General features: G+C 63.1%; 29 protein-coding genes. 16 read left to right on the top strand and 13 right to left on the bottom strand.

All coding sequences use genetic code 11. The annotated features are described in order from the left end of the window. Positions 1-7: 7 nt before the first annotated feature. Positions 8-346, top strand: coding sequence for a DMT family protein (locus M2337_RS03085; protein WP_264571647.1), 339 nt, complete (start codon positions 8-10; stop codon positions 344-346). Between the two features lie 22 nt (positions 347-368). Here M2337_RS03085 and M2337_RS03080 read toward each other — a convergent pair whose 3' ends face one another. The 3 genes from M2337_RS03080 to M2337_RS03070 are packed head-to-tail and all read right to left on the bottom strand — an operon-like array spanning position 369 to position 2587. Continuing rightward, positions 369-1274, bottom strand: coding sequence for a YdiY family protein (locus tag M2337_RS03080; RefSeq protein WP_264571646.1), 906 nt, complete (start codon positions 1272-1274; stop codon positions 369-371). A 58-nt stretch (positions 1275-1332) separates the two neighbouring features. Continuing rightward, positions 1333-1824 (bottom strand): crossover junction endodeoxyribonuclease RuvC, encoded by a 492-nt coding sequence (gene ruvC, locus M2337_RS03075; RefSeq protein ID WP_181561085.1) that lies wholly within the window; start codon positions 1822-1824, stop codon positions 1333-1335. Between the two features lie 19 nt (positions 1825-1843). Further along, the gene (locus M2337_RS03070; protein WP_181561084.1) at positions 1844-2587 is read right to left on the bottom strand and encodes a YebC/PmpR family DNA-binding transcriptional regulator; all 744 of its coding nucleotides are present in this window, start codon (positions 2585-2587) and stop codon (positions 1844-1846) included. 178 nt (positions 2588-2765) lie between these two features. Here M2337_RS03070 and M2337_RS03065 point away from each other — a divergent pair, with 178 nt between their 5' ends. The 4 genes from M2337_RS03065 to kdsA are packed head-to-tail and all read left to right on the top strand — an operon-like array spanning position 2766 to position 8455. After that, positions 2766-3875: a glycerophosphodiester phosphodiesterase gene (locus M2337_RS03065; RefSeq protein WP_413716220.1), complete on the top strand. Its 1110-nt coding sequence runs from the start codon at positions 2766-2768 to the stop codon at positions 3873-3875. A 43-nt stretch (positions 3876-3918) separates the two neighbouring features. After that, on the top strand, positions 3919-6717 hold the full coding sequence (gene polA / locus M2337_RS03060) for a DNA polymerase I (protein WP_264572335.1): 2799 nt from the start codon (positions 3919-3921) through the stop codon (positions 6715-6717). Between the two features lie 27 nt (positions 6718-6744). Continuing rightward, positions 6745-7563 carry an SDR family NAD(P)-dependent oxidoreductase gene (locus tag M2337_RS03055; RefSeq protein WP_264571644.1) on the top strand — a complete coding sequence of 273 codons (819 nt, stop codon included), beginning with the start codon at positions 6745-6747 and terminating at the stop codon, positions 7561-7563. Positions 7564-7618: 55 nt separating this feature from the next. Then, positions 7619-8455, top strand: a complete 837-nt coding sequence (gene kdsA, locus M2337_RS03050; protein WP_264571643.1) for a 3-deoxy-8-phosphooctulonate synthase — start codon at positions 7619-7621, stop codon at positions 8453-8455. 16 nt (positions 8456-8471) lie between these two features. On the opposite strand, the gene M2337_RS03045 is transcribed toward kdsA, so the two are convergent. From M2337_RS03045 to hemE, 10 genes are all read right to left on the bottom strand, one after another. Continuing rightward, entirely contained in the window at positions 8472-9404 is a 933-nt protein-coding gene (locus tag M2337_RS03045; RefSeq protein ID WP_264571642.1) for a ParB/RepB/Spo0J family partition protein, read from the bottom strand. Beyond that, positions 9401-10183 carry a ParA family protein gene (locus M2337_RS03040; RefSeq protein WP_264571641.1) on the bottom strand — a complete coding sequence of 261 codons (783 nt, stop codon included), beginning with the start codon at positions 10181-10183 and terminating at the stop codon, positions 9401-9403. Before M2337_RS03040 ends, M2337_RS03045 begins: the two co-directional genes overlap by 4 nt. Beyond that, a complete protein-coding gene (rsmG, locus tag M2337_RS03035) occupies positions 10180-10914 on the bottom strand; it encodes a 16S rRNA (guanine(527)-N(7))-methyltransferase RsmG (RefSeq protein ID WP_264571640.1) in 735 nt (244 codons plus the stop codon). Before rsmG ends, M2337_RS03040 begins: the two co-directional genes overlap by 4 nt. Continuing rightward, positions 10911-12785, bottom strand: coding sequence for a tRNA uridine-5-carboxymethylaminomethyl(34) synthesis enzyme MnmG (gene mnmG / locus M2337_RS03030; protein ID WP_264571639.1), 1875 nt, complete (start codon positions 12783-12785; stop codon positions 10911-10913). Before mnmG ends, rsmG begins: the two co-directional genes overlap by 4 nt. Positions 12786-12863: 78 nt before the next feature. Beyond that, positions 12864-14159 carry a tRNA uridine-5-carboxymethylaminomethyl(34) synthesis GTPase MnmE gene (gene mnmE / locus M2337_RS03025; protein ID WP_264571638.1) on the bottom strand — a complete coding sequence of 432 codons (1296 nt, stop codon included), beginning with the start codon at positions 14157-14159 and terminating at the stop codon, positions 12864-12866. Between the two features lie 23 nt (positions 14160-14182). Further along, a complete protein-coding gene (locus M2337_RS03020; protein WP_264571637.1) occupies positions 14183-14449 on the bottom strand; it encodes a DUF6489 family protein in 267 nt (88 codons plus the stop codon). Between the two features lie 179 nt (positions 14450-14628). Beyond that, positions 14629-15309 (bottom strand): YjbE family putative metal transport protein, encoded by a 681-nt coding sequence (locus M2337_RS03015; RefSeq protein WP_181561075.1) that lies wholly within the window; start codon positions 15307-15309, stop codon positions 14629-14631. Positions 15310-15337: 28 nt separating this feature from the next. Beyond that, positions 15338-16594: a transcription termination factor Rho gene (rho, locus tag M2337_RS03010; protein WP_181561074.1), complete on the bottom strand. Its 1257-nt coding sequence runs from the start codon at positions 16592-16594 to the stop codon at positions 15338-15340. 176 nt (positions 16595-16770) lie between these two features. Then, positions 16771-17211, bottom strand: a complete 441-nt coding sequence (locus tag M2337_RS03005; protein WP_264572334.1) for a CopD family protein — start codon at positions 17209-17211, stop codon at positions 16771-16773. Positions 17212-17351: 140 nt separating this feature from the next. Beyond that, positions 17352-18398: a uroporphyrinogen decarboxylase gene (hemE, locus tag M2337_RS03000; RefSeq protein WP_413716219.1), complete on the bottom strand. Its 1047-nt coding sequence runs from the start codon at positions 18396-18398 to the stop codon at positions 17352-17354. 292 nt (positions 18399-18690) lie between these two features. On the opposite strand from hemE, the gene M2337_RS02995 reads away from it, so the two are divergent. The 11 genes from M2337_RS02995 (at position 18691) to M2337_RS02945 (ending at position 25850) form a co-directional block, all read left to right on the top strand. Further along, positions 18691-19533: a pyruvate, water dikinase regulatory protein gene (locus M2337_RS02995; protein WP_264571636.1), complete on the top strand. Its 843-nt coding sequence runs from the start codon at positions 18691-18693 to the stop codon at positions 19531-19533. Next, positions 19530-20135, top strand: a complete 606-nt coding sequence (locus M2337_RS02990) for a Maf family protein (RefSeq protein ID WP_264571635.1) — start codon at positions 19530-19532, stop codon at positions 20133-20135. The genes M2337_RS02995 and M2337_RS02990 overlap by 4 nt, the downstream gene beginning before the upstream one ends. Then, positions 20132-20956, top strand: coding sequence for a shikimate dehydrogenase family protein (locus tag M2337_RS02985; RefSeq protein ID WP_181561071.1), 825 nt, complete (start codon positions 20132-20134; stop codon positions 20954-20956). The genes M2337_RS02990 and M2337_RS02985 overlap by 4 nt, the downstream gene beginning before the upstream one ends. Positions 20957-20978: 22 nt before the next feature. Beyond that, positions 20979-21584, top strand: coding sequence for a dephospho-CoA kinase (gene coaE / locus M2337_RS02980; protein WP_264571634.1), 606 nt, complete (start codon positions 20979-20981; stop codon positions 21582-21584). A 27-nt stretch (positions 21585-21611) separates the two neighbouring features. Then, positions 21612-22313, top strand: a complete 702-nt coding sequence (gene dnaQ, locus M2337_RS02975) for a DNA polymerase III subunit epsilon (RefSeq protein ID WP_264571633.1) — start codon at positions 21612-21614, stop codon at positions 22311-22313. Positions 22314-22380: 67 nt separating this feature from the next. Further along, positions 22381-22968 carry a ribosome hibernation-promoting factor, HPF/YfiA family gene (gene hpf, locus M2337_RS02970; protein WP_181561069.1) on the top strand — a complete coding sequence of 196 codons (588 nt, stop codon included), beginning with the start codon at positions 22381-22383 and terminating at the stop codon, positions 22966-22968. 181 nt (positions 22969-23149) lie between these two features. Continuing rightward, the gene (locus M2337_RS02965; RefSeq protein ID WP_181561068.1) at positions 23150-23617 is read left to right on the top strand and encodes a PTS sugar transporter subunit IIA; all 468 of its coding nucleotides are present in this window, start codon (positions 23150-23152) and stop codon (positions 23615-23617) included. Beyond that, positions 23577-24089 carry a PaaI family thioesterase gene (locus M2337_RS02960; RefSeq protein WP_264571632.1) on the top strand — a complete coding sequence of 171 codons (513 nt, stop codon included), beginning with the start codon at positions 23577-23579 and terminating at the stop codon, positions 24087-24089. The genes M2337_RS02965 and M2337_RS02960 overlap by 41 nt, the downstream gene beginning before the upstream one ends. Beyond that, positions 24086-24427 (top strand): DUF1491 family protein, encoded by a 342-nt coding sequence (locus tag M2337_RS02955; RefSeq protein ID WP_264571631.1) that lies wholly within the window; start codon positions 24086-24088, stop codon positions 24425-24427. Before M2337_RS02960 ends, M2337_RS02955 begins: the two co-directional genes overlap by 4 nt. A 174-nt stretch (positions 24428-24601) precedes the next feature. Then, positions 24602-25222 (top strand): cell wall hydrolase, encoded by a 621-nt coding sequence (locus tag M2337_RS02950; protein ID WP_264571630.1) that lies wholly within the window; start codon positions 24602-24604, stop codon positions 25220-25222. 106 nt (positions 25223-25328) lie between these two features. Then, positions 25329-25850: an MmcB family DNA repair protein gene (locus M2337_RS02945; protein WP_181561064.1), complete on the top strand. Its 522-nt coding sequence runs from the start codon at positions 25329-25331 to the stop codon at positions 25848-25850. The last annotated feature ends 56 nt before the right edge of the window (positions 25851-25906 follow it).

Genomic DNA, 25906 nt, shown 5'->3' with positions numbered 1-25906 from the left:
GGGCTTCATGCCCACGATCGCGCTGCTGCTCGCCTCCAACATCCTGATGACCACGGCCTGGTACTGGCATCTCAAGGGCGGCATGAGCAAACCGCTCGCCCTGGTCATCCTGATCAGCTGGGGCATCGCCTTTTTCGAATATTGCTTTGCGGTGCCGGCCAATCGCATCGGCTATGCCAGCGGCTGGAGCGCCGGCCAGCTCAAGATCACGCAGGAAGTCATCGCGCTGACCGTTTTCGGCGTCTTCATGGTCACCTTTCTGGGTGAACCGCTCCACTGGCGCCATTTCGGCGCGCTGGCCTGCCTCATTGGCGCCGTCGTCTTCATGTTCTGGGGAAAGGCCTGACGCTGTAGACGCCGGGCGTGCGTCAGAAATCGTAGACCAGCGTCGCGCGCGTGATCGTATCCGTCATCTCCGAGCCTGCGGGCGGTGACGTCTCATGGCGCACCGCATAAGAGAGGCGCGCGGAAAGCGAACCGTTGAGCTTGCCAGTGAGGCCCGTGGTATTCGCATAGCTGCTATTGCCGGAGCTCCACACCGCCTGGGCATTGTTCTTGAGCTCGAAGGCGCGTGAAATCTGCCAGCGCAGATCGGCGGCGGCCAGCGTGTTGAGTTCAGTCGTATCGGGCTCGTCGATCCCGACGGTGTGCCGCCACGCCGGCCCGCCCTTGATGTCCAGACTGAAATCGGCCTGCCGCACCAGCCGCACACCGACACCGCCTGAGGCGGTCGTGCGGTCCGAAAAGCCCTGGAACCGGTCTTTCTCGTAGGTCGCAAGCCCATAAGCGTAGATCGCGTCGTTCAGGGTGAAGTTGGGCTCATAACTCGCCAGCCACTGGTTGCGCGTCGTGACGCCATCGCTGCGCTGATAGTCGACATTGGCGCGGAACTTGTGCAACCAGTCGATCCCGCGCCGTTCGAGCGAGAGGCCCGCGCTGATGCCGGAGCTTTCGGTGTTGCCGGTGGTGATAAAGCCACCCAGTTCGCCACTGCCTGACCAGGCGTGAAAGAAGCTGGCTTGCCTGAGGCGCGCTTCCCGCTCGGCATCAATGGCGGCCTTGTGCGCCTGAATCTTCTCGTCGATCTCCGCGGCATTGTCGGGATGCGTCTGCTTGGCAAAGCGCGCGACGGTGGCGAGCGCCCCGGCATCCCCGCTTGCGATGGCGGCATCCAGCATGGCCTTGACCGATGGCGGCAGTTCGGCCGCTGCGGGTGCAGCCCCGATGCCGCTCGCGATCATCGCCATTGCGCCAAGCCTGAGGGCCGACTTCATGCCCAACTCCTTCTAAAACGACAGGACGGCCATCCCGCACGGGGACCGCTGTCCGACCTCACTCGCCTCGTTCGAGCCGCCGACTGGCGCGAAGATGCGCATGGGTGATGGCGACGGCAAGTGCATCCGCTGCATCAGGACCGACCACGCTCGTTCCCGGCAGCAACCGCATCACCATGGCATGGATCTGATCCTTGCTCGCATTGCCCACGCCCACAATGGCTTTTTTGACGAGCCGGGCCGCATATTCGCCGACCGGTATGCCGGTGCGCGCGGCGCCGAGCAAAATAACACCCCGCGCCTGCCCCAGCTTGAGGGTCGATTGCGGGTTGGTGTTGATGAACACCTCTTCGACCGCCGCTTCCGCCGGCCGATGTTCCGCGATCAGTGCCGCCAGCGCCGCATCGAGCGCCACCAGCCGGGCGGGCAAGGCATCGCTCGCTGCCGTGCGGATCTGGCCATTGGCAATATGAGACAGGCGATTGCCCTGCGCACGGATCAGGCCCCAGCCCGTGGTGCCAAGGCCGGGGTCGAGACCCAGAATGATCATGACCGCAAGATGCGGGCGATCACCCCAGCTTTTCCATCACGTCGTCGGGAACCTCGTAATTGCCCCAGACGGTCTGCACGTCGTCGTCATCGTCCAGCGCGTCGACGAGCTTGAGCAGCGTGCCGGCATTGCTCTCGTCCAGTTCCACGGTGGTCTGCGGCTTCCACGCGAGGTTGGCGCTTGCTGCGGCGCCGAGCTTGTCCTCCAGCGCCTTGGCGACCTCGTGCAGGGCATCCATGGCCGTCCAGATCTCGTGCTCATCGTCGTTCGACGACACATCGTCCGCGCCCGCTTCCAGCGCAGCCTCGAAGATCGCGTCCGGATCGCCGACGGAGGCCGGATAGGTGATCAGGCCCATGCGATCGAACCCGTGGCTCACCGCGCCGGACGCGCCCAGATTGCCGCCATTCTTGGAGAAGGCCGTCCGGACATTGGTCGCAGTACGATTGCGGTTGTCGGTCAGCGCCTCGACGATGATCGCCACGCCACCCGGGCCGTAGCCTTCATAGCGCACTTCTTCATAATTCTCCGCGTCACCCTTGCTCGCCTTGTCGATCGCGCGCTGGATGTTGTCCTTGGGCATGGACTGCGCCTTGGCCGCGTTGATCGCCAGCCGCAGACGCGGATTCATGTCCGGGTCCGGCGCGCCCATCTTGGCCGCGACGGTGATCTCGCGCGAGAGCTTGGAGAACATGGCCGAGCGCTTCTTGTCCTGCGCGCCCTTGCGGTGCATGATGTTCTTGAATTTGCTATGGCCTGCCACGGCCGGCTCCTTCGATTATGTGATCCGGATTTTTCTTGGGGGCCTCCTATCGCGGCAAGTCCAATCAGGCAACGGGCGCGAGGGCAGGAGGCAAAATGAGCGCCATCGTCCTATCACGAAGATGCGCCAGCACGACGCATAGGCTCGTGCCCGTCCTGACTCTCGCGGTGGAGGTGGAATGTTGACCCGAAGGCATGCCATCGGCTTGGGCGTCGCGGCGTTGGCGACACCCGCTATCGGCAGGGAAGCCGGCCGCGCTCAGACGCTCGACGGCAACCAGCCTCTCGTGTTCGCCCACCGGGGTGCGAGCGCCCTGCGGCCCGAGCATACGCTGGAATCTTATGGCCGGGCTATTGCGGACGGCGCGGATTTCATTGAGCCGGACCTGGTGATGACCCGCGACGGCGTGCTCGTTGCGCGGCATGAAAACGAGATCGGCGGCACCACCGATGTGGCAAAGCGCCCAGAATTTGCAGACCGCCGGACCACAAAGCAGATCGATGGCGAGGCGGTCACCGGCTGGTTCACCGAGGATTTTTCGCTCGCGGAACTCAAGACCCTGCGTGCCGTGGAGCGATTGGGTGCCATCCGCCCGGAAAGCCAACGCTACGACGGCCAGTTCCCCATCCCGACGCTGGACGAGATCATCGCCTTCGTCGCGGCGCAGGCGGGCACGCAAGGCAGGACGATCGGCCTGATTCCGGAAATCAAGCACTCCACATGCTTCGCCAGCATCGGCCTGCCGCCTGAAGACGTCCTGCTCAGGGCGCTGGCCGGCCACGATTATACGCGCCGCTGCCCGATCGTGATTCAGTCGTTCGAAACCACCAATCTGCGCGCCATTCGGCAGAAAATCGGTCGGCCGACGAACATCCAGCTGCTCCAGTTGTTCGAGACATTCGACCGCCAGCCCGCCGACGCCGCCCTCGACGGACTGAAGACAACCTATGGCGATATGGCCTCGCCAGCCGGGCTCGCCGCCATTGCCGGCTATGCCGACGCCATCGGCCCCTCCTCGCGGTCGGTCATGCCGCTGGACGCCGAAGGCCGCCTCGCCAAGCCGGCCCGCCTTGTCGCCGATGCCCATGCCGCGGGGCTGCGCGTCTACCTCTATACCTTCCGCCCCGAGAACCGCTTCTTGCCGAGCGATCTGCGCGGTCCCGGCGGCGAGAATGCCCGGCATGAGGCGGGCTCGGTGGCAGAGATCCGGCGCTACCTGTCGCTTGGGGTGGATGGCTTCTTCACCGATGACCCGGCTCTGGGGCGCCTCGCCGTGGATGGAGCCTGATCGGCGCTGGCCTCCCGCCCGTGGCCGCGCTATCCCGCTTCGCATGGCTTCCCGCAATCATCTCTATCTCGTCGATGGCTCGAGTTACATCTTTCGCGCCTATCACCAGCTTCCACCGCTCACCAACCGCCATGGCACACCCGCCGGCGCGGTATATGGTTATACGGCGATGCTCTGGAAGCTCGCCGACGCGCTGGACAAGGAGGAAGGGCCGACCCATCTCGCGGTGATCCTGGACAAAGGCTCGCACACCTTCCGCAACGATCTGTACGATCAATACAAGGCCCATCGCCCGCCGCCGCCGGAAGACCTGATCCCCCAGTTTCCCCTGATCCGCGAGGCGACCCGCGCCTTTTCGCTGCCCTGCATCGAGGAAGCGGGATTCGAGGCCGACGATATCATCGCGACCTACACCTGTCAGGCGGTGGCGCAGGGCTGGGACGTGACGATCGTCTCCTCCGACAAGGATCTGGCCCAGCTCATTCAGCCGGGCGTGGACATGCTCGACACCATGAAAAATGAGCGTCGCGGCCCCGATTATGTGCAGGAGAAGTTCGGCGTCGCGCCCGGGCAGTTGCGCGATGTGCTCGCGCTGATGGGCGACAGCGTGGACAATGTGCCCGGCGTGCCGGGCGTCGGCGCAAAGACCGCGGCGAAGCTCATTGTGGAATATGGCGATCTGGATACGGTGCTGGCCGCAGCGCCGGAGATGAAGCCCTCCAAGCTTAAGGAGCGGCTCATCGAGCATGCCGATCTGGCCCGCCTCTCGCGGGAGCTGGTGACGCTCCACTGTGAAGTGCCGCTGCCCCACGCGCTCGATGATCTCAAGCTGGACGGCATCCCCGCCGAGCCGCTGCGCGCTTTTCTTGAGGATCAGGGCTTCAAGGCGCTGCTGGCCCGCATGGCCAGCCATGCGCCGGGGCGGCAGACCGCCGATCCCGTCGCCGAGGCGGTCGTGGACGCCGCGCTGGACCCGACGACGCCGGATTTCGTCCCCCTGCCCCCGATCAACTGCGAGAGCTACGAAACGGTGACGACGCTGGAGCGGCTGGATGCGTGGATCGCGCAGTCCTACGCCAGCGGCATCATCGCCATCGACACGGAGACGGATTCCCTCGATAGCATGGCTGCCAATCTGGTCGGCATCTGCCTCGCCACCGCCCCCGGCACGGCCTGTTATATCGCTCTGGGCCACCGCAGCGGCGACGACATGTTCGCCGAAGCGCCGCCACAGATTCCCATGGCGGACGCCATAGCGCGCCTTCGCCCGTTGTTTGCCGATGCGAGCGTGCTGAAGATCGGCCACAACATCAAATATGATCTCAACGTGCTGGCCCGGCATGGGCTGTCCGTCGCGCCCTTCGACGACACGCTGGTGATGAGCTTCGATCTCGATGCCGGGCAGTCCCTTGCCGGTCACGGCATGGATGAGGTTGCGCACGCGGTGCTTGAGCATACGTGCATCAGCTTCAAGGACGTCACCGGCACCGGCAAGAAGGCGATCAGCTTTGCGCAGGTGCCGCTCGATGCCGCCACGCGCTATGGCGGTGAGGATGCGGATGTGACATGGCGGCTGTGGACCCGGTTCAAACCCCGCCTCGCCCAGGAAGGCGCGACGCGGGTCTATGAGCTGGTGGACCGCCCGCTCATTCCGGTGGTCGCCGGCATGGAGCGCAGCGGCATCAAGGCAGACCGCGATCATCTCTCCCGGCTCTCCGGCCGCTTCGCGCAGGAAATGGCGCGGCTGGAAGAAGAGATTCACGCTGAGGCCGGCCAGCCCTTTGCCATCGGATCGACCCAGCAGCTGGGCGCGATCCTGTTCGAGAAAATGGGTCTTAAGGGCGGCAAGAAGGGCAAGTCCGGCGCTTATTCCACGGACGTGACCGTGCTTGAGCGGATGAAGGCGGATGGCGTCAAGATCGCCGGGCTGGTGCTGGACTGGCGCCAGCTTTCGAAGCTCAAATCGACGTATACCGACGCTCTGCAGGCCCAGATCAACCGCGATACCGGTCGCGTCCACACCAGCTACTCGCTGACCGGCGCGCAGACCGGCCGCCTCTCCTCCACCGACCCGAACCTACAGAACATCCCGATCCGCACCGAAACCGGTCGCCAGATTCGCGATGCCTTCATTGCCGAACAGGGCAATGTGATCCTGGCTGCGGACTACAGCCAGATCGAACTCCGCCTCGCGGCCCACATGGCCGATGTGCCGCAGTTGCGGGACGCCTTCCTGCGCGGCGAGGATATTCACGCGGCGACTGCCCAGGAGCTGTTCGGCGAGATGAACCGCGAGACGCGTGCGCGGGCCAAGACCATCAACTTCGCCATTCTCTATGGCATCTCTCGCTGGGGGCTGGCGGCCCGTCTGGAGATCGACGCGGACGAAGCACAGGCCATGATCAGCCGCTATTTCGACCGCTTCCCCGGTATCTCGGCCTATATCAACGAGACGCTGGAGGAGGTGCGTTCCACGGGGCACACGACCACGCTGTTCGGCCGCAAGACCTGGTTCAACCAGATTAAGTCGCCGGTGCAGCACGTCCGCCAGGGCGCGGAGCGCGCCGCGATCAACGCCCCTATTCAGGGGACCAGCGCGGACATCATCAAGCGCGCGATGGTGCGCATGGGTCCGGCTCTTCGCGATGCCGGGCTGGACCGGGTGAAGATGCTGCTGCAGGTCCATGACGAGCTGGTGTTCGAACTGCCGGAAGACGATGTGGCGGCCGCCACGCCGATCATCCGGTCTGTCATGGCCAGCGCCGCAGAGCCACTCGTTACACTCACCGTGCCGCTTGGCGTGGACATTGGCACCGGATCGAGCTGGGGGGCTGCCCATTAGGGGCAGCCATATGCGGAACTCGACCTGATGCCCCACATGCTGATCTTTGGACTTGGTTACACCGCTACACGGCTCGCCGAGGCGCTCCGATCGCGCGGTTGGACGGTCGAGGCGACCGGGCGTGCCGGCACGATCGCATTCGATGACGACGCGGCGGTTACAAACGCCATGCGCCGGGCGACCCACATCCTGTCCTCTGTTCCTCCAACGGACGAAGGCGATCCAGTGCTGCAGCACTATGGTGCCTTGCTGGAAGAAGCACCTGCCGGTTGGATCGGCTATCTGTCGTCGACCGGGGTCTATGGGGATACCGGCGGCGCATGGGTGGATGAAAGTGCACCCGTCGGCAAAGGCCGGCGCAATGCTCGAGCCGCTGCTGATCTAGCGTGGCAGAATCTTGGCGCGCGCGTTCGGGTGTTTCGGTTGCCCGGCATTTACGGCCCGGGGCGCAGTGCCCTGGATCGTGTTCGCGAGGGCCGGGCCCGCAAAATAGATCTCCCTGATCAGATATTTAGCCGAATCCACGTGGAGGATATCGTGTCTGGCATATTGGCCGGCATGGCCGGGCGCTCAGGCGTTTATAATCTCGCCGACGACATGCCCTGTTCGCAGAATGACGTCATTGTGTTCGGCTGTGTCCTCCTCGGCCTTCCTGTCCCGCCCATGCAATCTTTGGAAGATGCGGGCCTGTCTCCGGCCGCACGGGCTTTCTATAGCGAGAACCGGCGTGTCGCGAATGGCAAGGCGAAACGCCTGCTCGGCTGGGAGCCGCGGTTTCCAGATTATCGCAGGGGTCTCGCCGCCTGTCTGGGAGCAGAAGGGATAAACGGCCAGCCTCCCCTGTGATGCGTGGGCGCTGCGCAGGCTTTGCGGGATCGCGCAGTCCAGCTATGCGGAATGCATGACACAGACAGCACCGCGCAGCATCACCATAGGGCAGATGCGCATCGCAAATGACCGCCCTCTCGCCTTGATCGCCGGGCCATGCGCGATGGAATCGCGGGCGCATGCGCTGGAGACGGCGCAGGCCCTTGTCGAGATGACCAGCGCGCTTGGAATGCCGCTCATCTACAAGAGCAGCTTCGACAAGGCGAACCGCACCTCCGTGGATGCGCCGCGCGGCATCGGCCTAGCCCAAGCGCTGGATGTGTTTGCAGAGGTGAAAGCGCAGTTCGGCTGCCCGGTGATCACTGATGTGCATGATGCGGCGCAATGCGCGCCAGTCGCTGAGGTGGTGGATGTCCTCCAGATTCCGGCCTTCCTCTGCCGCCAGACCGATCTCTTGCTGGCTGCTGCCGCAACAGGCCGCGTCGTCAACGTCAAGAAGGGCCAGTTTCTGGCCCCTTGGGACATGGCGAATGTCGTCCGCAAACTGCGCAGCGCCGGAAACGATCAGGTCATGCTGACCGAACGCGGCGCGAGCTTTGGCTATAACACTTTGGTCAGCGACATGCGGGCGCTCCCGCTTCTGGCGGAGACGGGCTGCCCGGTCGTTTTCGACGCCACCCACAGTGTCCAGCAACCGGGCGGACGGGGAGAAAGCTCAGGCGGCGAACGACGCTTCGTGCCCGTGCTGGCGCGCGCTGCGGTTGCAATCGGCGTCGCGGCCATATTCATCGAAACGCATGAAGACCCTGACCGCGCGCCGAGCGACGGCCCGAACATGGTGCCGTTGCGCGACCTGCCAGCGCTTCTGCGCGACCTTCAGGCTTTCGACGCGCTGGCCAAGCGGCGCTGACGCCCGAAGGAAGCGATTAGAAGCCGCCGCCGGTCAGCTTCTGGCAGATCATGTCCAGCTGTTCGAGGCTGGAATATTGCAGGGTCAGCGTGCCTTTCCCGCCCTCATGATTGATGCCGACGCGCAGGCCGAGCAGATCCGACAGATGCTGTTCCATGGCGATCAGATCGGGATCACGTCCATAATCAGCTCGTGCCTCAGCACGCGGCGCCGATTTTCCTTCACGTGCCAATCGAACCAAGCGCTCGGTTTCGCGAACAGACAGGCCCTTGGAGGCGACATCTTTTGCCAGTTCCGCGCAATCGGCGGAACCGATAAGGGCGCGCCCGTGGCCCATGGACAGGGCCCCGGTCATCACCAGCTCCTGAACAGGCTCCGGCAGATCCAGCAACCTGATCAGGTTCGCAATATGACTGCGGGATTTGCCGACGATCCGGGCCAAGGCGTCCTGCGTGTGGTGAAACTGATTTATCAGGCGCTGATAGGCTTGCGCCTCCTCAATCGGGTTCAGCTCCTCCCGCTGGATGTTCTCAACCAGCGCAATCTCGAGCGTTTCTGCCTCGGTGAAATCGCGGACGATTGCCGGAATCTGGTGAAGCTGCGCCTTTTGCGCAGCGCGCCAGCGCCGCTCACCCGCGACGATCTGATAGCGATCATTCCCAAGCGGACGGACGACGATCGGCTGGATGATTCCCCGCTCACGGATGCTGTCTGCGAGTTCAGAGAGCGCGCCTTCGTCGAAATGTCGCCGCGGCTGATCGGGATGAGGCGACACCCGCACGATTTCAAGGAAGCGGACGGCCTTGGGCCGCTCCGCATCGCCTGCCCCGCTATCCGCCCCGGCCCGGCCCTCTTCGGACACCGATACGTCGCGTTCGACTTCACCGAGCAGGGCAGAAAGACCGCGACCCAGACGGCGCGGCTTGCCGGATACATCTGCGTCGCTCATGCCGCTACGGTCTCCTTGGGAAGCTTCTCGATCAGTTCGCGCGCGAGGGCCATATAGGCTTCCGATCCGGCACAGCGCATGTCGTAGATAAGGGCGGGGAGCCCGTGGCTGGGGGCTTCCGAGAGGCGCACGTTGCGCGGGATGACCGTCTTGAACACGAGGTCGCCGAGACAGGCCCGCACATCGTCCGCGACCTGATCGGTCAGCCGATTCCGGCGATCGTACATCGTTAGCGCCACGCCTAGGATTGACAGGTCCGGATTGAACCGCGCCCGAATGCGCTCGAAGGTCTGCAGGAGCTGCGACAGGCCCTCAAGGGCAAAGAACTCGCATTGCAGCGGCACAAGGATCGACTGCACCGCGACCATGGCATTGACCGTTAGCAACCCGAGCGACGGCGGGCAGTCGATCAGGCAGACTTCCCAACGACCGGCTTCCGCATTGTTCAGAGCGTTGGCGAGACGGTGAGTTCGTTGCTCGACATCGATTAGTTCGATCTCCGCCCCTGAGAGATCCTGCGTGGCGGGAATGAGATCCAGGCCCGGCACCACTGTGCGAATAACAGCGTCATCGAGATCACAATCGCCCATCAGCAAATCGTAGCTCGACCGCGCGCGATCCTTCGTTGTGACCCCCATCCCCGTGGAAGCATTGCCCTGCGGATCGAGATCGATCAGCAGGGTGCGGTGACCAGTGGCAGCCAAGCCAGTAGCGAGATTGATCGCCGTGGTGGTTTTTCCAACGCCGCCTTTCTGGTTCGCGATTGCAATACTGATCATGACTGTCCTTTTGGCCCCGCCGACGTCACTATCGCCGTGCGCCTCTTGCCATTCCGTCCCGAACTGCCCGGCTTTTTATCGGTCGCTCGGACCGGGACACGTTTTTTCAGCTGGCGGACTGTTAGGATGGCGCTTTCGGCGTCCGTGACGCTTTGTTCCACGTGAAACACAGCTTGCCAGTGCGGCCGGACAATTTCCAGTTCCTTCTCGCTGCTCCGGCCCTTGGGGAGCAGCCAGATGGTGTTTTCGTCCGCCAAATGATGCGCTGTGGTGAGCAGTCGATCCAAAGGCGCATAAGCACGGGCGCTGATAATGGCAGCAGGCCGGTCAATTCGGGCCGATTCCACCTTGGATTGTAAGACTTCCACATGATCGAGGCCGAGAGACTCGGCACAGCGTTTGAGGAAAGCGACTCGTAAGGGACGGACCTCTACGAGACGAATCGGCGCCTCGCGCAAGCAGCCGATAACCAGGCCCGGAAACCCAGCGCCGGTTCCGAGGTCCAGCCACAGCCCATCGGCGGGCGTTTGAGCGGATACCGCATGAGTTAGCAACTGGGCGGAGTCTACAATATGCCGCGCCCAAATGGATGCCTTGGTCCCAACAGAAATGAGGTTCTGCCGGTCGGCCTCTTCCAGTACGAGGGCCACAAAAGTCCGCAGCCTATCCCCGGTTGGACCATCCCACCAGCCTTGATCGGAGAGCCACGCTTGCGCCTCTTCCTCCGTCATGCGGCGCGGCCCGTCCGCGCTGCGACGAGCAGCGCGGCCAAAGCTGCCGGCGTAATTCCCCTGATCCGGGCGGCACCACCAAGCGTCTCGGGGCGCGCAAGGGTCAACCGTTCGACCATCTCTGTGCTCAAGCCGCCGACCGCAGAAAAATCGAGGTCGGCGGGCAGCGCAATGGCGTCATTGGCGCGGAGGGCCCTCACTTCCGCGTCCTGCCTTTCGACGTAAGGCGCATAGATCGCGTCCTGCAAAAGCTCTTCGACAAGGCCGTCTTTTCCCGTTTCGAGGGCCGGCGCATATTTGGCAAGATGCCCGCGCGCCACTGCCGGGAAACGAGCCCACTCAGCGAGGGATCTGCGGACACCGTCGTCGCGAACATCTGCCCCTGCCGCGCGTAAATCAGTGCCGGACACTTGCTTCTCCAACACGCCAGCGAGCGCCACGCGTGCTTGTTCTCGCTGATGCCACCAAGTCATTCGGGCTGCGCTTGCCAAACCAAGCCGAACGGCCGTCGGTGTGAGGCGCGTTGCAGCGTTGTCCGCACGCAGTCGCAGCCGGAATTCGGCGCGCGCGGTCAGCATTCGGTAGGGTTCGGTGATCCCCTGCAGGCAGAGATCGTCGATAAGAACGCCAATATAGCTTTCTGCCCGGTCAAGCAGCAGCGGCTCAAGACCTAAGGCATGAGCGGCAGCGTTCGCTCCAGCCACAAGCCCCTGTGCCGCAGCCTCCTCATAGCCGGTGGTGCCATTGATCTGACCGGCCAGAAAGAGCGCAGGCATGGCACGGAGCGAAAGGGTCCGATCCAAGGCGCGCGGGTCGATATGGTCATACTCGACCGCGTAGCCGGGGACGGCGACCTCGACTTGTTCCAGCCCTTTCATGGACCGGAGGAACGCCACTTGCACGTCCGTAGGGAGGGACGAACTCAGGCCATTGGGATAGACAAGATGATCATCCAGACCCTCGGGCTCGAGGAAGACCTGATGGCCCTCCCGGTCTCCGAAGCGGACAATCTTGTCCTCGATTGAGGGACAATAGCGTGGTCCCCGCCCCTCAATATCGCCCGAGAACAAGGGTGAGAGGCCGAGGTTATCGCGGATGATGCGATGCGTTTCGCCGTTGGTCCGAGTGATGGCGCAGCGAAGCTGCGGTGGCTGCTCGCTATCACCGAAGCCTAGATGAGACATCGACCAGGCGTCAAGATCTGACGGCTGCTCTTCCAGCCGGGCCCAATCGATCGTGCGTCCGTTCAGACGGGCCGGTGTCCCCGTCTTGAGGCGGCCCATTGGTAGATCGAGGTCTCGCAACTGCTGAGCCAAGGCACTCGCGGCATGCTCACCGATCCGCCCACCCACAACTCGCTCCGCGCCCCTGAACATCAGGCCGCCCAGAAATGTTCCGGTTGTGAGGACAACGGCCTGTCCGCCCAGCTTCTGTCCATCCGCGAGCACGACCCCGCTCAAAGCCCCGGCAGGACCGACATCCAATGCCGCCACTTCACCGCCAATGACCGAGAGGCCCGGTTGCGCCGCGATCATACTCTGAATGGCTGCGCGGTACTTCCGGCGGTCGGCCTGGACACGCGGGCCGCGAACAGCGGCACCCTTGCTGGCATTGAGCATTCGGCGATGGATGGCGGCGCTGTCTGCGGCCCGCGCCATTAACCCATCCAGGGCATCCACTTCGCGTACGAGGTGGCCCTTGCCCAACCCGCCGATGGAAGGATTGCAGGACATTTCCCCGATGCGGCTCGGATCGGCCGTTACCAAAGCGACACGCGCGCCGCGGCGCGCGGCTGCGGCCGCAGCTTCCGTGCCGGCATGGCCACCGCCGACAACGATGACATCGAACATGGCTTGCGCATGCTTGCTCATGTCCCAGCCCCTAGCGGCCACATCAAAGAGCGTCAAAGCATTGCGGACAGGCCGACGTTCCACGTGGAACAACCCGCTCTATTTGCCGATGCAGAAGCCGCGAAACACCTCGTCCAACACCAGCTCAGTCGTGGTGCGTCCGGTCAATTCATCCAGAGCGGCCAGCGCCTGACGAAGATTTTCTGCAACCAGGATTTCGTCAGACTCACCAGCGCAGGCATCCAAAGCATCACCCGCTCGTTTTATGACAGCTCGTTGCCGCTGTGACAGTGCATAGTCGCCGGGCGCGGGCAACATACTGCTGGCCAGCGCACACAGCTCCTCAATGAGAGAATCAATCCCCTCACCTGTCACACTCGACACGTACAGGCTCGACGCCTCGCGATCTGCGAGAGCAAGATCGGCTTTCGCTGCGACCTGCACCAACGCCCCTTGACCTGAGGGCGCGTCTTCAGACCGCCCTAGCCACAGCACGATGTCAGCCTCGGCCAAAAGAACTTCCGCGCGTCCGATGCCGATCTGCTCGATCTCGTCACCGGCTTCGCGCAGTCCCGCCGAGTCAGATAACACGAATGCGATGCCATTGAGGGCGACTGACGCCTCGATCACGTCGCGGGTCGTTCCCGCATGAGGGGAGACAATCGCAGCATCGCGTCCAACCAGCTGGTTGAACAGGGACGACTTGCCAGCATTGGGCGGACCGCCGATGGCGACGCGAATACCATCTTGTAATCGGTCCGCCGAGGGACGCTGCAGTTCCGTACGCATGTCTGCGCTGATCTCAATCGCTGCGGCTGTGATGCGCGCGAGGTCCGCGCCCGATACGTCCCCTTCATCGGAAAAATCGAGCTGAGCCTCGATCTGTGCGGCGAGCAGTCGAAGGTCGGTCGTCCAGGATTCGATCTTGCGGGAGAACGCTCCACCCATCATCGCCATGGCAGCGCGCCGTTGCAGCGCCGTCTCTGCCGCGATCAAATCGCCTAAGCCTTCGATCCCGGCGAGATCCATCTTGCCGCTCAAAAAGGCGCGCCGGGTAAACTCGCCTGCCTCGGCCCGCCGAAAGCCCGGCATGGCAACCAGAGCGGCTTCCAACGCCCGCACCACCGCATGGGAGCCATGGCATTGGAATTCGGCCATGTCTTCGCCGGTCTCTGTATTTGGCCCGGGAAAGCAAATCAGCAAACCTTCATCGAGCAAGTCGCCATTCGCCGGATCGAAAAATCGCCGCAACGTCGCTTGCCGAGCCGCTGGTGCGTCCCGGCCAGTTATGGCGCGAGCAGCTTCAAGAGCAAGAGGCCCAGATACCCGGATGATCGCAATTGCCGCGGGCAGCTGCCCGCTGGAGAGCGCAAAAATCGTATCCCGATCCGTCATCGAGCGTCAAACCACGTGAAAACTCAGCCGTCATTCTTGGATTTTGCAGGAGAGCCAGCGCCCGCCGCGCCCATACCGATATCCATGAGGCTTGAAAACAGTTTCATGCCCGCATCTCCCAGCGGCGACATACTGCGAAACATCCGCTCCATCTGCTCAAGGTTGGTCTGGCCGCTCATCGTATCGAGCACCGCCTGAATATAAAGATCATGGATCGGCTTCAGATCAGGCAGACCGAGAAATGACCGTGCCTCTTCCGGGGTGCACTCAACATCGACCTTGAACTTCATGATGGCAGGGCTCCGCGCCAGATAGGGTGGGTCTGACATGCCGCATCGGAGCTCATTTCGCTAGCAAATTGCCCTCGCCCGGCGATTATCTCCCGGCACTGGTGAGCCAGAAACAAGGAAACCGGCAGCGCTCCTTTGCTGAGCGCTGCCGGTTCCTGTTTAGCGATTTGCCGCTTGGCTCAAGCGAAGAGCTGGAGCAGCCCGATATCCTTGTCGGTGATGCCGGTGTAGATCATCGTTGCGGCCACATAGAGAATGACCAGCAAGCCGATCCAGGCAATCCAGCGATAGCGCTCGATATATTTCGCGATGATATTCGCAGCGATGCCCATCAGAGCGACTGCAAAGACCAGGCCGATCATCAATATGCCGGGGTGCTCGCGGGCTGCACCGGCCACCGCCAGCACATTGTCGAGGCTCATGGAGACGTCTGCCACCGCCACAGCCCAGGCCGCGCCGATGAAGCTCTTCGCGGGACGAAGCCCGGAATGCTCGTCACCCTCGACCTCAGGCGAGCCGGCATTGTGCCCTGCCCCCTGCACGATCTCGCGGTACATTTTCCAGGAGACCCACAGGAGCAGGATGCCGCCAGCAAAAATCAGCCCGATGATCTGCATGAGCTGCGTGACCACGAGCGCAAAGGCGATGCGCAGCACCAGCGCGGCAATGATGCCGATGAAGATGACCATTCGGCGCTGATGCGCCGGCAATCCCGCCGCAAGCGCGCCGATGACGATGGCATTGTCCCCGGCCAGGACGACGTCGATCAGCAGAACTTTGACGAACGCGGACCAGGCGCTGATATCGCCCGAGAACAGAGTGGAGACGTCCGAGACGATATGGGACCAGATTTCAGCCATGGCAGCGCGTAACCCCTGTTGAAATGCGTTACTGGTTCATCGTGGCGAAGAAGTCTTCGTTGGTCTTGGAATCCTTCATCTTGTCGAGCAGGAATTCCATCGCGTCGATCGTACCCATCTGCATGAGAATACGACGCAGCACCCACATCTTGGAGAGCTTGTCCTTCTCGACCAGCAGCTCTTCCTTACGGGTGCCGGATTTGCCGACATCCAGCGCCGGGAAGATGCGCTTGTCCGAGACCTTGCGATCCAGGACGATTTCCGAGTTACCGGTGCCCTTGAACTCCTCGAAGATCACTTCATCCATGCGGCTACCCGTATCGATGAGCGCCGTGGCGATGATCGACAACGAGCCACCCTCCTCGATGTTCCGCGCCGCGCCGAAAAAGCGCTTCGGGCGCTGCAGGGCGTTGGCATCGACACCGCCGGTCAGCACCTTGCCGGAGCTCGGCACGACGGTGTTATAGGCTCGGCCAAGGCGCGTGATGGAATCGAGCAGGATGACGACATCCTTCTTGTGCTCGACAAGGCGCTTGGCCTTCTCGATCACCATCTCGGCGACCTGGACGTGGCGCGTCGCGGGCTCATCGAAGGTGGAGGAAACCACCTCGCCCTTCACGCTGCGCTGCATGTCCGTGACTTCCTCCGGTCGCTCGTCGATGAGCAGCACCAGCAGGAAGACCTCGGGATGATTGTCGGTGATCGCCTTGGCGATGTTCTGCAGCAGAACGGTCTTGCCGGTCCGCGGCGGCGCCACGATGAGCGCGCGCTGGCCCTTGCCCTGCGGCGCGATGATGTCGATGACGCGGGCCGACTTGTCCTTGATCGTGGGATCGAGCGTGTCGAGCCGCAGCTTCTCGTCGGGATAAAGCGGTGTCAGATTGTCGAAATTGACGCGGTGACGGACCACATCGGGATCGTCGAAATTGACCGAGACGAGCTTGGTCAGCGCGAAATAGCGCTCACCATCCTTGGGTGCGCGGATCTCGCCTTCCACCGTGTCACCGGTGCGCAGGCCGAATTTGCGGACCTGATTGGGCGAGACATAGATGTCATCCGGGCCGGCCAGATAGTTCGCCTCAGGGCTGCGCAGGAAGCCGAAGCCATCGGCCAGCACCTCGATGGTGCCCAGACCCATGATCTGCTCGCCATTTTCCGCCTGCTCCTTCAGGATGGCGAACATGAGGTCCTGCTTGCGCAGCGTCGAGGCACCTTCAACGCCGAGTTCCTCGGCCATGGCGACCAGCTCGGCCGGGGCTTTGCGCTTCAAATCTTTAAGATGCATGGATTGGGTCCGACGGCGGGAGTGAAAATAAAGGGAATGTGACTGTGCCGGAATGCCTGGAGAGGGCAATCAGGCGCATAGGTCAGCGCCTGTAAAGGGAACGCCCCGAATTACGCACTGGCCGATTCCAAGTCAAGCGCAGAGCGATGGCGCCCTACCGCTCAGAAACGCACGGCTCAGAACGGGCGGACGATCACCAGAATGACGATCAGCGTCACGAGCAGCGCCGGCACCTCGTTGATCATGCGCAGGCGCTTTTCCGGCCAGGGGCGCAGGCCGCGAGCGAGCTTCTTGGAATAGCCGACGATCCAGCCGTGAAAGCCCGAGAGGACGATCACCAGCAGCAGCTTGGCGTGGAACCAGCCCTCGCTCCAGGCCCCGGTCTGAAAGGCCAGCAGCAGGCCCAGCACCCAGACCAGCACGATCGAGGGGTTCATGATGATGCGCTTCATTCGCGTCTCACGCTCGATCCACGCCTGATCCTCGGCCGAGCCGGGCTCGGTCTGATGATGGTAGATGAAGTAGCGCGGGATCATGAACAGGCTAGCCATCAGGAAGATGACGAAGATCACATGTGCGGCAAGAACCCACGGATAAGCAGCGCCAAGAAAGCCAATGCCGGGCAGGATGGACATGGAGACTGAACCTCTTCGTCGTGCTTCAACAACCGCGCGCGATCGCCAAGCCTTCTAGGCCAGCCAGCCAGGAATTGGAACGGGGTGCGAGGCGCTGGTTTGCGTTTTCCAAGAGCCGCCGATCACCCGCGAACGCGCGCCACCAGTTGCTCGACATGGGCAATCGGCGTGTCTGGCAAGATGCCATGACCCAGGTTGAAGATGTGCGGCCGGCCGGACAGAGCCTCGAGAATGGCGTCCACCGCCCGATCCAGCGTCTCGCCGCCCGCGATCAGCGCCAGCGGATCGAGATTGCCTTGCAGCGGCAGATGGGCGGGCAATTCACGCGCCGCCCAGGCCGGATCGAGCGTTTCATCGAGACCCAGCGCATCGACGCCGGTTTCCTGCGCATAGTCGACGAGTTTGGCCCCTGCCCCCTTTGGAAAGCCGATGATCGGCGTATCGGGATGGCGCAGCTTCAAGGCTTTGACGATACGCGCGTTGGGCGCGATCACCCATTGGCGGAACTGTGCCGGGCTAAGCGAACCGGCCCAGCTATCGAAAAGCTGCACGGCATCCACGCCGGCCGCGATCTGGTCGGAGAGATAATCGACCGTCGTTTCGATAACGGCATCGATGATGGCGCCGAACTTCGCCGGCTGCTGATAGGCCATGCGACGGGCGGCCGCGTGATCCTTGCTGCCCTGCCCGGCGACCATATAGGTCGCCACCGTCCAGGGACTGCCCGCAAAGCCCAGAAACGTCGTCTGCGGGGCCAGCGCGGCCCTCACGCGCCTGACCGTGTCAATGACAGGCGCCAGCCGCTGCGGTGCCGGTACGAGACTTGTCAGCTCGCCCTCGACCAGCGGCGGGGCAAGGCGCGGTCCTTCCCCGGCCTCAAACCAGAGATCCTGACCCAGAGCATGGGGGACCACCAGAATATCGGAAAACAGGATCGCGCCATCGAACCCGAAGCGCTGAATGGGCTGCAAGGTGACTTCGGCCGCTGCCTCGCTGTCATAGCAAAGATCGAGGAAACCGCCCTTCTCGGCACGCAAAGCCCGATATTCCGGCAGATATCGTCCGGCCTGACGCATCAGCCAGAGGGGCGGACGCGCCGGGACAGCGCCGCGCAGGACGCTCAGCAGCGGTGCCGTCACACCGGGATCGATCACGGACGAGTCATGCACAGACCAATATCCTATTTATATAAAAGAGAAGGTTGTTGGATTCTGTTGGGAAGTGGACAACGGGCATTATTCGCTCATCACCCTTTTGCCAACAGCTTGACCTCAGGCGACCCGTGAAGCCGTGACGAGTCACCGGCGTCATCCCCATGATTCACAGCCTGTGTGCAACCCATTGCGGCTGTGGATAGATGATCGGGTTCCGACAGGGTGAGTGGGCATGAATTGAGGGGAAGCAGTTATCCACAGTTCTGTCCCTTGTGTTATCGCGCAATGTTCCACATGAACGGTGGATATGGACCGCCTGAACCTGCATCTGCTTTCGGATTCCACCGGCGAAACGCTCGAGCATATCGGCAAGGCGGCGCTCGCCCAGTTCGAGAATGTCGAGACGATCCGCCATTTCTGGCCGATGGTGCGCTCCGAGCAGCATCTCGAGCGCATCTTGGAGGAAGTGGCGCGCAATCCGGGCATGGTACTGTTCACCTTGGCCAACCCTACCTTGCGTCGTCGATTGGAAAATGGCTGCCGGGCCATCGGCATTCCCTATGTCGCGCCGCTCGATCCGGTGACGGATGCCATGTCCAATCTGCTGGGCCAAGAGATGCGCAATCGTCCCGGTCGCAAGCATGTGCTTGACGAAGCCTATTTCGCGCGGATCGACGCCATCCAGTTTACCATCGCCCATGATGATGGGGTCGGCTGGGAGAATTGGGAGGAGGCGGATATCGTCCTTGCCGGCGTCTCCCGCACGTCAAAAACGCCGACCAGCATTTATCTCGCCAATCGCGGCTACAAGACGGCCAATATCCCGCTGGTGCTGGAATCCCCGCCCCCGCCGAGCCTGTTCAAATTGCGGCATCCGATGGTCGTCGGCCTGACCGCGGGCGCCGAGCGGCTGGTGCAGGTGCGGCGCAATCGGCTCCTCTCCCTCAATCAGGCGCCGGAAACCGCCTATGTTGATCTCGAACGCGTGAATGGCGAGGTGGCACACGCCCGCCGCATGTTTGCAGATCAGGGTTGGCCGGTCATCGATGTCACGCGCCGATCCATCGAAGAAACTGCCGCAGCCATCGTCAACCTGTATCAGGAACGGCTGAAAAGCAACAGCGGCTTGCCGGGGCTTGGGCCGGTATGAGCACGCCCCTTCTGCTGCTCGCCTCGCAAAGCGAGAGTCGCCGGCGGCTGCTCGCCGACGCTGCCGTGCCATTTGAGACGGTTCCAGCCGGTGTCGACGAGGATGCGATCAAGGCCAGTCTGGTCGGCGAAGGCCTGAACGCCCGCGATCTGGCCGACGCGCTGGGGGAATGGAAATGCCGTCGCCCGTCGATGCGACATCCGGACGCGTTCGTGCTGGGCTGCGACCAGACGCTGGAGCTGGATGATGGCAGCCTGATCGACAAGGTTGAGACACGGGAAGCCGCGGCCGATCTGCTCGCGCGGATGAGCGGCCGGGCGCACAAGCTCCACAGCGCGGCCGTGATCGCGCAGGCCGGGCAGGCGCAATGGCGCCAGATCGAGAGCGTCACGCTCCAGATGCGTCCGCTCAGCGCGGCTTTCATCGACCATTATCTGGACCTCGACTGGGAGCAGTGCCGCTGGTGTGTCGGCTGCTATCGGATCGAGGGGCCGGGCGCGCAGCTTTTCTCGCGCATTTCCGGCAGCCTCTTTGCCGTGCAGGGCCTGCCCCTGCTTCCTTTGCTCGACTATTTGCGCGTGCGCTCTATCTTGCCGGCATGAGTCAGGGAAAACCATATGCCGAGGTGATCGGCGACCCCATCGCGCACAGCAAGTCGCCGGTCATCCACAATTTCTGGCTGGAAGAGCTGGGCATCGACGCGGAGTATCGCAAGACCCGGGTCGCGCCGGAGGAACTGGCCGGCTATTTCCTCAGGCGCCGGGCCGATCCGGACTGGCTGGGCTGCAACATCACTATTCCGCACAAGATCGCGGCGCTGGATTATGTCGATGATCCCGGCGGCGTGCGCGATCGCATCGGCGCCATCAACACGGTGGCCTGCGAAACCGGCGGGCCGCTGATCGGCACCAACACCGACGCGGGCGGTTTTCTGCAACCCTTGCTGGCACGCGGCTGGAGCGGCACCAGCGCGATTCTTGCCGGAACCGGCGGTGCGGCGCAGGCAATCGGCTTCGCCCTGCGCTCTGTGGGCGTGACCGACCTGACGATCGTGGCACGCGATGCCGCCAAGGGGAAGGCTTTGCTGGATCGACTGGGTTTGGCTGGCCGCGTGCAGGGCTTCGATGCGGCACTGCCGGCAGCTGATCTGCTGGCCAATTCCACCTCGCTCGGAATGGTCGGGCAGCCGGCATGGACGCCCGATCTGTCACCGTTGCCGGATAAGGCAATGGTCTACGACATCGTCTATGCCCCGCTGGAAACGCCGCTGCTGGCGCAAGCGCGCAAGCGCGACCTCATGTGCATCGATGGGCTGGAGATGCTGATCGGCCAGGCCGCGCTCGCCTTTGACATCTTCTTCGATGCCCAGCCGCCGCGCGAGCTGGATGCGCAGCTGCGCGAACGCCTGCTCGTGCCTGCCTGACCGCCGCTTGTCGGGTCTGCGCGTGAGACATCGTCCATTCCGCATCGGACTGACCGGATCGATCGGCATGGGCAAGTCGACCGCGGCCGCCATGTTTCGCGCAGCGGGTGTGCCGGTGTTCGATGCCGATGCCGCAGTCCATCAGTTGCAGGGACCGGGTGGCGCCCTACTCGGGGCGATTGAAGCGCGCTTTCCCGGCACCACCAGCGCTGCTGGCGTCGATCGCCGGATGCTTGGTGCCCGGGTGATCGGCCAGCCGGAGGAAATGCGGGCCCTGGAGCGGATCGTCCATCCCGCCGTTGCGGGCGCCCGCGCAGCGTTTCTGCGCCGTCATCGCAGCCGGCCGATGGTCGTTCTCGATATCCCGCTGCTGTTCGAAACGCGGGGCGAGCGGCACATGGACATGGTCGTCGTCGTTTCCGCCGCGCCGTCTCTCCAGCGGAGGCGCGTGCTTCGCCGGCCCGGCATGACCGCAAAGCGTTTTGAAGCCATCAAGGCCAGTCAGCTCTCGGACCACATCAAGCGACGCCGCGCTGACCTGGTGCTGGATACAGCACAGCCCAAATGGCGGATGAGAGCGCGGATTTTTCGTCTCGTTGCTTGCCTTCGCACGGCGCTGGTCCGATAATGCCTCCCCAACGAGTGAAATGCCACGATGCGTGAAATCGTCTTCGATACTGAAACCACCGGCTTCGATCCGCTCAGCGGTGACCGTCTTGTCGAAATCGGCTGTGTCGAGCTGATCAATCGCATCCCGACCGGCGAGACCTACCACGCCTATTTCAATCCCCAGCGCGATATGCCGGCCTCGGCCGAGGCGGTTCACGGGCTGTCCGCGCGCTTTCTCTCCGACAAGCCTTTGTTCGGCAGCAAGGCCGCAGAGTTGCTCGAGTTTCTCGGCGATTCCATGCTGGTCGCGCACAATGCGCGGTTCGATTTCGGCTTTCTCAATGCCGAGCTGGAGCGGTGCGGCCATCCCACCGTCGACATGGGACGGATGATCGACAGCCTGACGATTGCCCGGACTCTTCATCCCGGTGCCAAGCACAGTCTTGATGCCCTGTGCAGCCGCTACGGGATCGACCGCAGCCACCGCATCAAGCATGGCGCGTTGCTGGACGCGGAATTGCTGGCGCAGCTCTATATCGAACTGACCGGCGGGCGTCAGATCGGCCTCACCTTGATGGCGGAAGAACAGATCACCGTCACCGTGACGACCACACAATCCATGGCCATTCCGGCTGCCCGCCCGTTCCGCCCGGCCCGTCTGTTTTCGCCGAGCGCGCAGGAACTGGCGCGTCATGCCGCGTTTCTGGAAAAGATCGATCACCCTTTGTGGCTCGATCGCCCGGCCTGAGGATTATCCTCACTAGGCGGCGCGCCACGTTCACAGACCATCAGGTCCAACAAGAAGGAGAAATCAGATGGAAATCCGCGTATCGGGTCATCAGGTCGACACCGGCGAGGCGCTTCAGGCGCATGTTGCCGAGCGGATGCAGGCGATCGCCGACAAGTATTTCTCGCGCACCATCTCCTCCAGCGTGACGTTCAGCAACGCGCCTCATGGCGCCTTTCGCTGCGACATCGTCTGCCATGTGATGGCAGGGCTGATCCTCAAGGGCGCGGGCGAGGCCCATGATGCCCATGTCTGCTTCGATCAGGCCGCGGAACGCATCGAAAAGCAGCTGCGCCGCTACATGCGGCGGTTGAAGGATCGCCACAGCCAGGCGCTCGCCGCCGAAGCTCAGCGTGACGCGCCCGGCATCGACGATGCCAATTATGTCGTCTTCCAGTCCAGCGAAGCGGAAGAGGAAGTGGACGTCGATGCACCGGTGGTGATCGCGGAGATGCGCGTGGATATTCCGCGCGCCAGCGTCTCGGATGCGGTGATGATGCTCGATCTGCGCAACACCAATGCGCTCATGTTCCTCAACAGCAGCACGGCCACCTTCAACATGGTCTACCGTCGCACCGACGGGACCATCGGCTGGGTGGAGCCGCCCCGCGCCTGAATGCGCTCGAGGGCTGCGCGCGATGCGCAGCCCTCCCTCCCCTGACTCCGTCCCCGGCAACCTGTTGACCCGAATGGCCTTTGCGCCTATCAGCCGGCCAAGTTTTCTCCAGGCGGCCATGATGGGTGGACTTCACCCCGGCGCAGAAATCCCCAGGTCGGCCGCAGGACACGGGTTGAACATGGATAATTTCAGCGACTTGCTCGCGGCGAACGCTGTTTCGTCCGCGGTGGCCCTTCCTAACAAGAAACAGCTTTTCCTGAAGCTGGGTCAGTTGGCGGCCGATGCCTATGGGCTCGATGCCGCCGAGGTTGTCGAGCGCATCACCGAGCGGGAGCGCCTTGGCTCGACGGGCTTTGGTGGCGGAATCGCGATTCCCCACGCCAAGCTGGAAGGCCTTGAGAGCGTCCATGGCGCCGTGGTCCTCCTCGCCGAGCCGATCCCCTTCGATGCGATCGACGATGTGCCCGTGGATGTCGTATTCATGCTGCTCTCCCCGCAGGATAGTGGCGCAGAACATCTCAAGACCTTGGCCCGCGTCTCGCGCCTGCTGCGTAACGAGCGCCATCTTGCGCGCATTCGTGGCGTTGGCTCGGACGCCGCGCTCTATGCCCTGCTCGCCGGCGGCGAGTCGCGTGACGCAGCCTGACGGCACGCCGCCATCCGGCGAGGCCGCGCATTTCCGGGCGCTCGAACGGCTCTATGCCTCGGCGCCGATCAACGGATTATTCCCCTCAAGGCTGGATATCTCGGCCCCCGGCGAGGCGCGCATCGTCATCGACGTGACGCCGGACTATTTCCATGCCGCAGGCGCCACCCATGGCACGCTGTATTTCAAGATGCTGGACGATGCGGCTTTTTATGCCGCCAACAGCCTCGTCACGGATCGCTTCCTCCTCACCACCGCATTCAACCTGCTGTTCACCCGCCCGCTCAAGGCTGGGCCGATCGTAGCGGAAGGGAAATGGCTGAGCGGCAAGCGGCGCGTTTTTGTCGCCGAGGCGCGCCTTATTGATGCCGAGGGTGAGGATGTCGGTCGCGGTACTGGCACGTTCATGCGCTCCACCATCCCGCTGGTTGGCCTGCCGGGTTATGTGCGCCCGGAAGCAGGAGACCAGTGACCGCGCGTCTGACGAGTCAGATCCTCATCGGGGTTCTGTTGCGCCGTGTCCAAGCGCAAGGGGGGCATGGCACCGTGCTTCACAAGGGGGAGCCGTTGAGCGGAACCATCGTCGTGCAGGCGGTGGATCGCGGCCGGACAATCGGGCTTTTTGAGCGTGTTACGTCCCTTGACGGGACTCTTTCGCTCACCCCCTGCGGGCCTCGGGATTTAACCCAAGAATCTGAAATATCACAATATATAGATAGAAGAACCCGGGTGGACCCCGATATCTGGTTCGTGGAACTGGATGTCGCAGACGGGGAACGGCTCGCCGCCGAGATACTGTGCACGAGTTGACAGTTCCCGGCTGAGCGGCCAAAGGCCCCACCAACTCGCGCAGGTTGCGTGTGGCCGTCATGGGGACAGGTCATCGCAAACACGCAGACGGGGGGCGGACCGGAGCGCTGAGCGTCGCACGATAGATGCGACCTGCATTCCGATCTCCGACCCACCGCACAGTACTGAGAATGAATGCCCAATCGTGTCGTGGTCGCCATCGTGGCGACCGTTGGACTTCTCTCGTCCACAATCGCTCTGGCTGCTGCTCCTGAGGGAACAGCCCGCCAAGGTTTCTCGACCATGCTCGAGGTTCCCGCCGTCGTCGCTGCAAGCCTGACGACCCCCGCAACGATTGAACCCGATGCCGAGACGGCTCCGAACGAAGCCGCTTCTGCCGACTCTGTCGATTCGCTGGCCGAATTGGTCCAGCAGGCCAATGTCGAAGAGATTTCCGACGCTGATGCGAAATGTCTCGCCACCACCATTTATTATGAAGCGCGCAGCGAGAGCCTGACCGGCCAGCTCGCCGTTGCCAATGTCGTGCTCGAGCGGGCGCGGTCCGGGCGTTTCCCCACCAGCCTGTGCGGCGTCGTCACGCAGCCGGGTCAGTTCAGTTTCGTCCGTCAGGGCCAGCTGCCCACGCCGACCCATGCCGGTCAGTGGCGCACCGCGCGCGCCATCGCCCAGATCGCGCTGGACGGAAGCTGGGACAATCCGGTGGAAGGCGCCCTGTTCTTCCATTCCGCGCGCGTGTCGCCGAACTGGAAGCATGATCGCCTCACGCGCATTGGCGGTCATATCTTCTACCGCTGAGCCAACCAATCAATCACAAGCCGGGCCGGGTCAGCAGAGCGCTGGGCCGGCCCGTCTCGTTTGAGCTTGGCTTGCAGTTGTTCCCATTGTGTTCTAATCCCGCCACATGGCCTCACATCCTGAACCTGCGCCTGAACCTGTGATCGCCTGCGATCCTGCATTGACCGATGGAACGGCGCTGGCCGTCACGCGCGGAGTGCTGCGTCTCTTTGCGCGCCACGATATTTTCGGCATTTCCGAAGTGCCGCTCCCCAATGGTCGGCGGCTGGACATCATGGCCGTGGATGCCCGCGGCCAGATCATTGCCGTCGAAATCAAATGCAGCCGTGCCGACCTGCTCGGGGACGGCAAATGGCCGGACTATTTCGATTATTGCGATCGCTACTTCTGGGCCGTGCCTGCCGGCTTTGATCTGACCCTGTTCGAGTCCGAGGCGCTGTGGCCGGGCCGCACGGGACTTATCGTTGCCGACCAATATGATGCCGAGATCCTTCGCCCCGCGCCCAGCGAGCCTCTGGCGCCCGCGCGGCGCAAGGTCGAAGTGCAGCGGCTTGCGCGGCGGGCAGCGCGCCGGCTGACCCAGATCACCGATCCGGACGGCCAGTTGCTGTGGAGCAACGACGCCTGAGACTGGGCGCCTGCTTCTTGGACCGGCATTCCGTGCCACCCGCGATGGACTTGGCA

The organism is Sphingobium sp. B2D3A, from assembly GCF_025961795.1.
Classification (GTDB): Bacteria; Pseudomonadota; Alphaproteobacteria; order Sphingomonadales; family Sphingomonadaceae; genus Sphingobium.
The sequence above is the reverse complement of the archived record's forward strand: the minus strand, read 5'-3'. Positions and strand labels throughout refer to the sequence as shown.

What these genes read in the sequence shown, in the direction of transcription:
- M2337_RS03040 (WP_264571641.1), bottom strand. Translation starts at nt 10,183, where the DNA reads ATGATCAGTATTGCAATCGCGAACCAGAAAGGCGGCGTTGGAAAAACC.
- M2337_RS02990 (WP_264571635.1), top strand. Translation starts at nt 19,530, where the DNA reads ATGAGCACGCCCCTTCTGCTGCTCGCCTCGCAAAGCGAGAGTCGCCGG.
- hpf (WP_181561069.1), top strand. Translation starts at nt 22,381, where the DNA reads ATGGAAATCCGCGTATCGGGTCATCAGGTCGACACCGGCGAGGCGCTT.
- M2337_RS03080 (WP_264571646.1), bottom strand. Translation starts at nt 1,274, where the DNA reads ATGAAGTCGGCCCTCAGGCTTGGCGCAATGGCGATGATCGCGAGCGGC.
- mnmG (WP_264571639.1), bottom strand. Translation starts at nt 12,785, where the DNA reads ATGAGCAAGCATGCGCAAGCCATGTTCGATGTCATCGTTGTCGGCGGT.
- M2337_RS02950 (WP_264571630.1), top strand. Translation starts at nt 24,602, where the DNA reads ATGCCCAATCGTGTCGTGGTCGCCATCGTGGCGACCGTTGGACTTCTC.
- M2337_RS02960 (WP_264571632.1), top strand. Translation starts at nt 23,577, where the DNA reads ATGCCCTGCTCGCCGGCGGCGAGTCGCGTGACGCAGCCTGACGGCACG.
- M2337_RS02945 (WP_181561064.1), top strand. Translation starts at nt 25,329, where the DNA reads ATGGCCTCACATCCTGAACCTGCGCCTGAACCTGTGATCGCCTGCGAT.
- M2337_RS02985 (WP_181561071.1), top strand. Translation starts at nt 20,132, where the DNA reads ATGAGTCAGGGAAAACCATATGCCGAGGTGATCGGCGACCCCATCGCG.
- M2337_RS03085 (WP_264571647.1), top strand. Translation starts at nt 8, where the DNA reads ATGCCCACGATCGCGCTGCTGCTCGCCTCCAACATCCTGATGACCACG.
- M2337_RS02965 (WP_181561068.1), top strand. Translation starts at nt 23,150, where the DNA reads ATGGATAATTTCAGCGACTTGCTCGCGGCGAACGCTGTTTCGTCCGCG.
- mnmE (WP_264571638.1), bottom strand. Translation starts at nt 14,159, where the DNA reads ATGACGGATCGGGATACGATTTTTGCGCTCTCCAGCGGGCAGCTGCCC.
- rho (WP_181561074.1), bottom strand. Translation starts at nt 16,594, where the DNA reads ATGCATCTTAAAGATTTGAAGCGCAAAGCCCCGGCCGAGCTGGTCGCC.
- M2337_RS03055 (WP_264571644.1), top strand. Translation starts at nt 6,745, where the DNA reads ATGCCCCACATGCTGATCTTTGGACTTGGTTACACCGCTACACGGCTC.
- kdsA (WP_264571643.1), top strand. Translation starts at nt 7,619, where the DNA reads ATGACACAGACAGCACCGCGCAGCATCACCATAGGGCAGATGCGCATC.
- M2337_RS03020 (WP_264571637.1), bottom strand. Translation starts at nt 14,449, where the DNA reads ATGAAGTTCAAGGTCGATGTTGAGTGCACCCCGGAAGAGGCACGGTCA.
- ruvC (WP_181561085.1), bottom strand. Translation starts at nt 1,824, where the DNA reads ATGATCATTCTGGGTCTCGACCCCGGCCTTGGCACCACGGGCTGGGGC.
- M2337_RS03015 (WP_181561075.1), bottom strand. Translation starts at nt 15,309, where the DNA reads ATGGCTGAAATCTGGTCCCATATCGTCTCGGACGTCTCCACTCTGTTC.
- dnaQ (WP_264571633.1), top strand. Translation starts at nt 21,612, where the DNA reads ATGCGTGAAATCGTCTTCGATACTGAAACCACCGGCTTCGATCCGCTC.
- M2337_RS02995 (WP_264571636.1), top strand. Translation starts at nt 18,691, where the DNA reads ATGGACCGCCTGAACCTGCATCTGCTTTCGGATTCCACCGGCGAAACG.
- M2337_RS03065 (WP_413716220.1), top strand. Translation starts at nt 2,766, where the DNA reads ATGTTGACCCGAAGGCATGCCATCGGCTTGGGCGTCGCGGCGTTGGCG.
- polA (WP_264572335.1), top strand. Translation starts at nt 3,919, where the DNA reads ATGGCTTCCCGCAATCATCTCTATCTCGTCGATGGCTCGAGTTACATC.
- M2337_RS03045 (WP_264571642.1), bottom strand. Translation starts at nt 9,404, where the DNA reads ATGAGCGACGCAGATGTATCCGGCAAGCCGCGCCGTCTGGGTCGCGGT.
- rsmG (WP_264571640.1), bottom strand. Translation starts at nt 10,914, where the DNA reads ATGACGGAGGAAGAGGCGCAAGCGTGGCTCTCCGATCAAGGCTGGTGG.